This window comes from Paracoccus sp. (in: a-proteobacteria) (assembly GCF_030536915.1).
Taxonomy (GTDB): domain Bacteria; phylum Pseudomonadota; class Alphaproteobacteria; order Rhodobacterales; family Rhodobacteraceae; genus Paracoccus.
On record NZ_JAUNPC010000072.1, the window covers coordinates 5,499 to 13,929 of the forward strand.

Below are 8,431 nucleotides of genomic sequence, written 5' to 3' on the forward strand. Positions count from 1 at the left end.
GCGCAGATCGCCCACCAGCTCTGGCACGAGGAACACCCCGAGGAGCAGGGCCACAACCACGGGGCCATCGAGCCCACCGACGAGCACAAGAAGCTGGCCGAGCGCCGCGTGCGCCTGGGCCTGCTGCTGGCCGATGTCGGGCAGAAGGCCGAGATCAACGTCTCGGACCAGGAGATGACGCAGGCCGTCATGCGCCAGGCCCGGAACTTCCCCGGTCAGGAACGCGCCTTCTTCGAGTTCATCCAGCAGAACGAGGCCGCCCGCCAGCAGCTTCGCGCCCCGATCTTCGAGGACAAGGTGGTGGATCACATCATCGCCGGCGCCAAGGTGACGGACCGTTCCGTTTCCAAGGAGGAACTGGAGAAGGCGCTGGAGTCGCTGGACGAGATCTGATCGTCCCGACCCGGAACGGAAAGGCCGCCCTTCGGGGCGGCCTTTTTCATCTGCGGTCCATGTCGTCCTCGTCCTTGGGCGCGACGCCGTTCTCGATCTTGATCTGCCGCTCGACCTCGGAATTCACCTCGGCCCCGGTCAGGACCACGATGGCGGCGATCCACAGCCACATCATCATCGCGACCGCCGCCCCCAGCGAACCGTAGGTTTCGTTGTAATTGGCGAAGTTCGCCGTGTACCAGGAAAACAGGATCGAGGCGATCAGCAGCCCAAGCGCCGCCACGGCCGCGCCGGGGGAAATCCACTGCCACTGGGGGTCTTCCTTGCTGGGGGCAAAGCGGTAGATCACCGCGAGCCCCAGGATCAGCATTCCGGCAAGGATCGGCCAGCGCAGCCAGTTCAGCCATGTCTCGACGCCGCTGCCGGCAAGGACGGTGTTCAGCAGCACCGGCAGGATCGCGACCAGCGCGATCATCAGGATGACACCCACGATCGCGCTGAGGGTCAACGCCAGCGACACCAGGTTCAGCTTGATGAAGCCGCGCTTCTCGGTTTCGAACCAGGCGATGTTCAGCGCCTCGATCAGCGCCTTCATGCCGCCATTCGCGGACCACAGCGCGACCAAGATCGCGATGATCCCGGCAATGGACAGCGATGTGGCGGGGGCCGAGGCGATGGCGATCACCTGTCCCGAGATCAGTTCCAGCGCGCTTTCCGGCAGGATGCGGTCCAGCATCGACAGGTTGTCGGCGATGGTCGCCGGATCGGCGAGCATCCCGTAGATCGACACCAGCGCCGTGATCGCGGGAAACAGCGCCAGCAGCGCAAAGAAGGTGACGCCGCCCGCCACCGAGGTGACGCGGTCGGCGCTGAACTCCTTCACGACGCGCTTGCCGACCTCGATCCAGCTTTGCCGGCTCAACTGCCAAGGCGTTTCCGGGGCGCCGGGACGGCGTGGCGGGGGTGCCTCGTTGGCTTCGGCCGTCTTTTTCGCCGCGGATGCGGATTCCTTCCCGTTGCCGGGCTTTCCGGGCTTGTCCTGCTTTGACCCGCCGGATTCGGGCGGCAGGCCCTTGCGTTCGCGCCAGCCTTCGGGAAGCGGGTCGAACAGGGCTGCGAAGACATCGGGTTTCGGGTCGCTCATGGGTGCCTCGGGTGGGGAAAGGCCGCGCCGGAAAGGCGCGGCCGGATCGGGGATGCCGGACGACCGGGGCTAGAGGCGGTGGGTCCGGGCGTGATCGCCGCCGGCCTGCGCGGCGTCGTCCGTTTCGCGCAGGTCGACCACGTCGCGGCGCGCAGGGCGGCGGTAAGGGTCGCGGCGCGGCGCCGGGTTCGTTCCAGTCCCGCGCCCGGTGTCCAGAAAGCCGCGGACCTGATCGGCGGCACCCTGAAAGTTGCGCATCACGTCCTCGGCTTGGGTCGCGACGGACTGGAAGGCCGCAACCGCCGCGCCGATGCCGTTCACCACGTCGTTGACCGTGCGTGTCAGCCGCTGGGCGGTATGCTCGACATCGTCCAGAAAGCCCATGGGCTGGACCCCCTGGCGCGGGCGGGCGGGCCTGCGGTCGTCATCCTGCTTGCGCCGGGCTTCCGCGCGCATCCGGCTGCGCTGAGCGTCATCCTCGCGCATCCGGCTGCGGGCACGGGCGCGCACAGCCTCGCGCTCGCGTTCGGGCATGGCGGCCATGCGGGGCGCGGTGTAGCGGCCATGGGCCTCGTCATAGACCTTGACCCGCGCCCGTTCGGCCGCGTCATGCGCCTCGCGGTCCAGTTCGTCATTGCCGGTCACCATGTCGGCCACCTTCCGCGCCGCCAGCACCACCCCGGCGGTCGCGGCCGCGGCGGCGATGGCCGCGCCCCCGTAGACCAGCACGCGCGAGGTCATCGACGGCTGCGGCCAGATCCGCTCCCCGTCAGGCGACACGTCGCCGTGCGGCGGGATCGGACGGGCGCTGTGCCCCGAGGGCTGGTAGCGTTCCTGCCGGCGGTCCACCGGCCGGCCAAGGCCGCCACCCTGGGGAATATAGCTGTTGGACGGGAGGTTGTCGGTATCGGACATGAGGTTTTTCCTTGCTGCTGCCGCGCCTGCGGCGATGCGGTCCCTTTGGTCCTCCAACACGTCGGCTCGGCCGATCGTTCCCGCAGCCAAAGCTCTGTCACTCGGACTGCTTGCGTCCGGGGACGGCTTCCGGCTGCCGTTCGGCATCGGGCAGGTCCGAGGGCGGGATCGCCAGGTCGCGGGCGACATCCGCCGTGTCGTTGTCGATGCCAGTGGGTGTGCCGAGGTCGCGCTCGACATCCAGCGAGGTCTTGTCGTCCTTTTCCCCCTCGTTTCTGACCATGTCGCCGAGGATGGTGGGATGGGTGCTCATGACTGCCTCCTTGCAGGGTCCGCCAAACCAACCTGCGGCGGGGCAGGGGCGTTCCGGCAAGGGGCGCGCAAAGAAAAACCGCGCCGGGATGCGGCGCGGTTCGGGTTTCGGGAAGGGCGAGGGGAATCAGCCGCGGGGGGCGTCGTCCTCGTCGCGGCCGGCCGAGCCGATGTCGTCGAAAAGCTCGGCGATCTCGAATTCGGCGGCGGCGTCTTCCTCGGCGGCCAAGTCTTGGATCGAGCGGCCCGTTGCCTGCAGTTCGGCCTCTTCGGGCGAGCGGGCGACGTTCAGGGTGATCTTCGCCTCGACCTCGGGGTGAAGGTGCACGGTCACGTCATGCAGGCCCAGTTCCTTGATCGGCTCGGACAGCACGATCTGGCGGCGCTCGACCTGGAAACCATCGGCCTCGGCGGCATCGGCGATGTCACGCGGCGTGACCGAGCCATAAAGCGCGCCAGCGTCCGAGGCCGAGCGGATGACGACAAAACTCGCCCCGTCCAGCTTTTCGGCGACGCGCTGCGCCTCGGCGCGGGTCTCGTCGTTGCGGCTGGCGAGGTCCGCCTTGCGCGCCTCGAAGGCCGCGATGTTGGCGTCGGAGGCGCGCATCGCCTTGCCCTGCGGCAGCAGGAAGTTGCGGGCGAAGCCTTCCTTGACCCGCACCACCTCGCCCATCTGGCCCAGCTTGGCCACGCGTTCGAGCAGAATGACTTGCATCGGTCAGATCCTCACTTCACGGCGTAGGGCAGCAGCGCCAGGAAGCGCGCGCGCTTGATCGCCTGCGCCAGCTTGCGCTGGTTCTTGGCCGAGACGGCGGTGATGCGCGACGGCACGATCTTGCCGCGTTCGCTGATGTAGCGCTGCAGCAGGCGGGTGTCCTTGTAGTCGATCGCGGGCGCGTTGTCGCCCCCGAACGGATCGACCTTGCGGCGGCGGAAAAACGGTTTGGTCGCCATGATGTCGCTCCTTTACGATCAGAAACGGTCGCCGCGGGGCGCGCGCTCGCGGTCCCCACGATCCTCGCCACGCGGTTCGCGGCGCTCGCCACGGTCGCCATCCCGGCGGTCGCCGCGGTCGCCGTCGCGGCGATCACCACGATCCCCGCGCTCGCGGTCGTCGCGGCGCTGCATCTGGACCGACGGGCCTTCCTTGTGCTCGTCCACGCGGACGGTCAGGACGCGCATCACGTCGTCATGCAGGCGGGCCAGGCGCTCCATCTCCTGCACGGCGGCCGAGGGGGCGTCCGAACGCAGGAAGGCATAGTGGCCCTTGCGGTTCTTGTTGATCTTGTAGGCGAGCGTGCGCACGCCCCAGTATTCGCTTTCCCTGACCGTTCCGCCGTTGTCGGCCAGCACGGTCGAGAAATGTTCGATCAGCCCTTCGGCCTGCGTGTTCGACAGGTCCTGGCGGGCGATCAGCACATGCTCGTAAAGCGGCATGGCAATCCCTTTTCGTCTCGGGCGCGCTTCATAGGCGGGTCAGGCCCTTTCCGCGCCCCGCCACGAGAGGCTGCGCCGGTTTCGCAAAACTGCGGAAAGGAATGGGGCCTTATAGGGGACGCCTCGCCCGAGGCAAGCGGATTCGACGCAAGGCCATGGAAGAAGACTGCTTCCGGAACAAGAATGGCGGTTCGATGTTCCTCACACTACCTATCCCTGCATGGCCACATCAACGACAGGAGCCTTCATGACCCGCACCCTCTCCGTCCTCGCCCTTTCCACCCTGCTGGCGGCCCCCGCCCTTGCGCAGACCGCCACCGACGCGCAGCAGGCCCCTGCCGCGCCCGAGCCCGCGGCGCAGGCAGCGGCCGAGACGGCAGCCCCCGCCGAAAGCGGCGACATCAGCGGCGCCTATGTGATCGACCCGGCCCACAGCCAGATCATGTTCTCGTATGATCACCTGGGTTTTTCCATCAGCCACGGCATGATCAACGGTGTCACCGGGACGATCACCCTGGACGCGGCGAACCCCGCGAATTCCAGCGTCGAGGCCAGCTTCCCCTTGTCGTCGATCCGCACCATCGACGCGGATCTCGACCAGCATATGTATGGCGACCAGATGCTGAAGGGCGCCTCGCCCGACACGCAGGTGACCTTCCGTTCGACCTCGGTCGAACTGGAGGACGACGACGAGGCCAAGGTGATGGGCGAGTTGACGCTGAACGGCGTGACCGCGCCGGTGACGCTGGAGGTCGATCTGCGCAAGGCGGACGCGCATCCGATGACGCAGAAGCCCGCGGTCGGCTTCGTGGCCGAGGGTGAGATCAAGCGCAGCGACTTCAACCTCGGGATGCTGGCGCCCGCCGTGTCCGACGAGATGGAGATCCGGATCTCGGTCGAGGCGATCAAGGGCTGATCCCGCCGGACCCGGCAAAGGAAAGGGGCCGCCCAAGGGCGGCCCCGATGCTTTTCAGCCGCGCTCAGTTCGCCGCGGCATCCGTGCCAGGGGCCGCGTCGATCGGCGAGGGGGGCGGCGTCTCGTCGGTGCGGACGGGCAGGGTCGGGTGAACGACCTGCGGCTGCTCGCCGTTCAGCGTGATCAGGAAGGCGGTGATGTCCTCGGCCTGTTCCTCGGTCAGCTCGGTGCCGAGCTGGGCGTTCGCCATGATCTTCACCGCTTCCTCTAGGCTCCAGACCTTGCCGGAATGGAAATAGGGCGCGGTCAGGGCGACGTTGCGCAGCGGCGAGGCGCGGAAGACATACTGGTCCTCCTCGGTCTGGGTGACCTCATAGCGGCCGACGTCGCCTTCGGGGCGCACCTCGGCGTCGGGCGCCTCGACCAGGCCGAAGGGGAAATATTCCTGCCCGCCGAAGTTCACGCCTGCGTGGCAGGTCGTGCAGCCCGCGTCCATGTAGGCCTGCAGGCCCCGCTTTTCCTGTTCGTTCATGGCGCCGTCCACGCCCATGAGCCACTGGTCGAAGCGCGAGTTCGGAGTGATGAGCGTGGTCTGGAAGGCTTCCAGCGCCAGGGCGAAGTTGTCGAAGGTGATCGGGTCATCCTCGCCGGGGAATGCGGTCTGGAAGGCCTCGACATAGCCGGGCATCGAACTGATGGTCGCGATCAGGTTCTCGGGCGTGTTGTTCATCTCGACGCCCGCCTGCACCGGGCCCTTGGCCTGCTCGGCCAGGTCCTCGGCGCGGCCGTCCCAGAACTGGGCGGCATTGAAGACCGCGTTCAGCATGGTGGGCGAGTTGCGCGGGCCCTGCTGCCAGCCATGCCCGACCGAGGCTTCAAGCTGGTCCGTCCCGCCCAGGCCGAGGTTGTGGCACGAGTGGCAGGAAAAGACGCCCGACAGCGACATGCGGGGATCGAAGAACAGCATCCGTCCCAGGTCCGCCCGCGCGCGCGTGATCGGGCGGCCGCTGGGCAATTCGGCGGCGCGGGGGATCGGCTCGAACCAGTCCGCGGCTTCGGCCCGCAGCGCGGCATCGGGCGAATCTGCCACATCGGTGGCAGGCTCGGGCGTGGCCTGCGGGTCTGCCACGGCGCCCTCGGGCGGGGTCACGGCGGCTTCGGCCGCGATCTCCTCGGTCGAAGCTTCGGCCGGGGCAGCGTCGCCCGCGGCCGTCGCCTCGGCGGCCGGATCGCCTGCGGCGGGGGCCTGCACACCCTGCGCCTGTTCGACGATCGTGTCGGGCGCGGTGGCCGGCTGTGCAAAGGCAACCGGCGCCACAAGGACAAGTGCCGTGGTGAGATACATAAGGGGACGACAGGTCATCATGGCTTCCTTCGCTTGATGCAGTTTCCGCTTCCGCGCGTCACGGGACTATCGCACCGGCAGGGTGACGGTTCCATGATGCAGATCAAAGCTTTCGTCCTTTCTGCGCCCTTGCCGGCCCCGGCCGGGGGGGCTAAGCGGCAGGGATGCTGCCCGCCGACCGCCTCGACCAGATCGTCAATCGCTTCGAATATCTCGAGGCGCGGCTGAACGCGGGACCTGCAGCCGACGAGATCGCGCGGGTCAGCCGCGAATATGCCGAACTCGGGCCGGTGGTCGCCCAGATCGCCGAATGGCGGGCGGCGCGGGCGGGTCTGGCCGAGGCGCAGGCGATGCTGGCCGACCCCGTCATGCGCGAACTGGCCGAGGACGAGATCGCCCGCCTGCGCGCGCTTCTGCCGGAACTGGAACAGGCGCTGCGGCTGGCGCTGCTGCCTAGGGACGCCGCGGATGCCCGGCCCGCAATCCTGGAAATCCGCCCCGGCACCGGGGGCGACGAGGCTGCGCTGTTCGCGGGCGACCTGCTGCGGATGTATCAGCGCCATGCGGAACAGCAGGGCTGGGACTTCCGCCTGCTGGACTTGGCCGAATCCGAGCTGGGCGGCGTCAGGGAGGCCGTGGCCCATATCGCGGGCGAGGGCGTCTTCGCCCGACTGAAATACGAATCCGGCGTCCACCGGGTCCAGCGGGTGCCGGAAACGGAATCGGGCGGGCGCATCCACACCTCGGCCGCGACCGTGGCCGTGCTGCCCGAGGCCGAGGAAGTGGACATCGACATTCCCGCCGGTGACATCCGCATCGACACCATGCGGTCCTCGGGCGCGGGCGGCCAGCATGTCAACACGACGGATTCGGCCGTGCGGATCACCCACCTGCCGACCGGGATCGTGGTGACAAGCTCGGAAAAGTCGCAGCACCAGAACCGCGCCAACGCGATGGCAGTGCTGCGGGCGCGGCTTTACGACATGGAGCGGAGCCGTGCCGACGCCGAGCGCGCCGCTGATCGCAGGTCGCAGGTGGGCTCGGGCGACCGCAGCGAGCGCATCCGCACCTACAACTTCCCGCAGGGCCGGGTGACGGACCACCGGATCAACCTGACGATCTATGCGCTGGACCGGGTGATGGGCGGCGACCTGGCCGAGATCGTCGACGCCCTGACCGCCCATGACCAGGCCGCCCGGCTGGCCGAGGCCGAAGGATGAGCGAGGCCCGCGCAGTGCTGGCCGAGGCGACTGCCCGGCTGGCTGCCGCAGGGATCGACACGGCGGGGGGCGACGCGCTGGCGCTGATGGGCCACGCGCTGGGCGTGCCGCGCCATGCCTTGCGGGACGCGTTGGCGCAGCCGCTTCCCCCCGATGCCGCGGCACGCTTCGCCCAGGCCATCGCCGCGCGGCTGCAGCGCCAGCCCGTCAGCCAGATCCTCGGCTACCGCGACTTCTGGAAGCACCGCTTCCGCGTCACCCGCGACACGCTCGACCCCCGTCCCGAGACGGAAACGCTGGTGGCCGCCGCGCTGGACCTGCCGTGGCGGAGAGTGCTGGACCTCGGCACCGGGACCGGCGCGATCCTTCTGTCGCTTCTGGCGGAACGGCCGGGCGCGGGGGGCCTTGGCGTCGATCTCTCGGCGGCGGCGCTTGAGGTCGCGCGGGAAAACGCCGCCGCGCTGGGGATCGCGGCGGATTTCCGGCGCTCGGACTGGTTTTCGGCGGTCGATGGCCGCTTCGACCTGATCGTCTCGAACCCGCCCTATATCGCCGCCGACGAGATGCCCGCCCTGTCGCCCGAGGTGCGCCAGTGGGAACCCCGCGGCGCCCTGACCGACGAGGGCGACGGGCTTGGCGCCTATCGCGCCATCGCCACGGGTGCCGGGGCGCATCTGGTGCCGGGCGGCTGGCTTGCGGTCGAGATCGGGCCGACGCAGGCCGCGGCTGTCAGCGGGATTTTCGCGGCG

At 68.9% G+C, this 8,431-nt stretch carries 10 protein-coding genes and 1 pseudogene; 4 read left to right on the plus strand and 7 right to left on the minus strand.

Going from position 1 to position 8,431, the window contains the following annotated elements:
- Positions 1-393 (plus strand): annotated as a pseudogene (locus tag Q4F04_RS11705) (trigger factor); the annotation flags it as partial.
- 46 nt (positions 394-439) lie between these two features.
- Here Q4F04_RS11705 and Q4F04_RS11710 read toward each other — a convergent pair.
- The 6 genes from Q4F04_RS11710 to rpsF form a co-directional block, all read right to left on the minus strand.
- On the minus strand, positions 440-1,537 hold the full coding sequence (locus tag Q4F04_RS11710) for a YihY/virulence factor BrkB family protein (protein WP_303370004.1): 1,098 nt from the start codon (positions 1,535-1,537) through the stop codon (positions 440-442).
- 69 nt (positions 1,538-1,606) lie between these two features.
- A complete protein-coding gene (locus tag Q4F04_RS11715; RefSeq protein ID WP_303370005.1) occupies positions 1,607-2,452 on the minus strand; it encodes a hypothetical protein in 846 nt (281 codons plus the stop codon).
- A 97-nt stretch (positions 2,453-2,549) separates the two neighbouring features.
- Positions 2,550-2,765 carry a hypothetical protein gene (locus tag Q4F04_RS11720; RefSeq protein ID WP_303370006.1) on the minus strand — a complete coding sequence of 72 codons (216 nt, stop codon included), beginning with the start codon at positions 2,763-2,765 and terminating at the stop codon, positions 2,550-2,552.
- Between the two features lie 126 nt (positions 2,766-2,891).
- Positions 2,892-3,479, minus strand: a complete 588-nt coding sequence (gene rplI, locus Q4F04_RS11725; RefSeq protein ID WP_303370007.1) for a 50S ribosomal protein L9 — start codon at positions 3,477-3,479, stop codon at positions 2,892-2,894.
- Between the two features lie 11 nt (positions 3,480-3,490).
- Positions 3,491-3,718 (minus strand): 30S ribosomal protein S18, encoded by a 228-nt coding sequence (gene rpsR, locus Q4F04_RS11730; RefSeq protein ID WP_073060981.1) that lies wholly within the window; start codon positions 3,716-3,718, stop codon positions 3,491-3,493.
- Between the two features lie 18 nt (positions 3,719-3,736).
- On the minus strand, positions 3,737-4,201 hold the full coding sequence (rpsF, locus tag Q4F04_RS11735; protein WP_303370008.1) for a 30S ribosomal protein S6: 465 nt from the start codon (positions 4,199-4,201) through the stop codon (positions 3,737-3,739).
- A 247-nt stretch (positions 4,202-4,448) separates the two neighbouring features.
- Here rpsF and Q4F04_RS11740 point away from each other — a divergent pair, with 247 nt between their 5' ends.
- Positions 4,449-5,117 (plus strand): YceI family protein, encoded by a 669-nt coding sequence (locus tag Q4F04_RS11740; protein WP_303370009.1) that lies wholly within the window; start codon positions 4,449-4,451, stop codon positions 5,115-5,117.
- Between the two features lie 64 nt (positions 5,118-5,181).
- Here the strand turns inward: Q4F04_RS11740 and Q4F04_RS11745 are convergent, their stop codons facing one another.
- Positions 5,182-6,480: a cytochrome c peroxidase gene (locus tag Q4F04_RS11745; protein ID WP_368660724.1), complete on the minus strand. Its 1,299-nt coding sequence runs from the start codon at positions 6,478-6,480 to the stop codon at positions 5,182-5,184.
- Between the two features lie 146 nt (positions 6,481-6,626).
- Between Q4F04_RS11745 and prfA the strand changes: the two genes are divergently transcribed.
- Together prfA and prmC are read left to right on the plus strand one after the other, a co-directional pair.
- On the plus strand, positions 6,627-7,682 hold the full coding sequence (gene prfA, locus Q4F04_RS11750; RefSeq protein ID WP_303370010.1) for a peptide chain release factor 1: 1,056 nt from the start codon (positions 6,627-6,629) through the stop codon (positions 7,680-7,682).
- On the plus strand, positions 7,679-8,431 hold a 753-nt coding region (gene prmC, locus Q4F04_RS11755; protein ID WP_303370011.1), incomplete at its 3' end, for a peptide chain release factor N(5)-glutamine methyltransferase. The genes prfA and prmC, both read left to right, overlap by 4 nt.